At 24.3% G+C, this 762-nt stretch carries 1 protein-coding gene; it reads right to left on the bottom strand.

The window, feature by feature from the left end; genetic code table 11:
• Positions 1-34 precede the first annotated feature (34 nt).
• Positions 35-340 carry a hypothetical protein gene (locus ABEB00_RS35840; protein ID WP_345624921.1) on the bottom strand — a complete coding sequence of 102 codons (306 nt, stop codon included), beginning with the start codon at positions 338-340 and terminating at the stop codon, positions 35-37.
• Positions 341-762: the final 422 nt, after the last annotated feature.

Genomic DNA, 762 nt, shown 5'->3' with positions numbered 1-762 from the left:
CATTAATTTTATTAATGTAAATAGAACTATCACCTCAACTAACTAAACTACCAAAATATCTAGTATCTACAGTAAGAGGTAAAAATCTAGAATTATATTTAGATTTAATGTCTTTGACATTAAAAATCTCCTTGGGTAAATCTAAATTATTAATATTACTTATTTTTAATCTAGGTAGCGGATTAACTCTAACATATAATATTTGTATATCGTCAATAGAAATCCATTTATAATATTCCCAAAATTCTGCATATCTACTCACTACTGTTTTATATAACAATTCGATTTGTTTAGAGCAATTTAATTTATCGTATTTAAAAGCAATTTGATTACCGGCCATAGCATATTTACCTTTATCCCCTCTAATTCTAATCAACAAAGCATAAGAACAATCAAAATCTAAATGATCAAGAATTAATTCTTTAAAATAGGGGAAATTAAGCTGAGTTGGTGCTAAATGAAAAGCATTTATGTCATTAATTTTATGACTTCATATAATTCTTTTATTTGATAACATATTTATTTATTTATAAAATAACAAAAACACAATACTATTTCGGCTGTGTACCAAACCAGGAATAGATAACCCACTAAGGCAAATAAAATATAAAATCTAACCTCTTTTACCTAAAAATCATTGTAAAGTAAGTTTAAATATACGCATTCTATGTTTACTTTCTCTAATATCGTCTTTTACTTTAAATTTTAATTCCTTAAAATATTTATTATCTGGATTTCAACTTCGTTTAAATTCGTTATAAT

This window comes from Streptomyces ziwulingensis, from assembly GCF_039542605.1.
Taxonomy (GTDB): domain Bacteria; phylum Actinomycetota; class Actinomycetes; order Streptomycetales; family Streptomycetaceae; genus Streptomyces; species Streptomyces ziwulingensis.
Note: the sequence above shows the minus strand (reverse complement) of the source record. Positions and strands in the feature narration are given on the sequence as shown.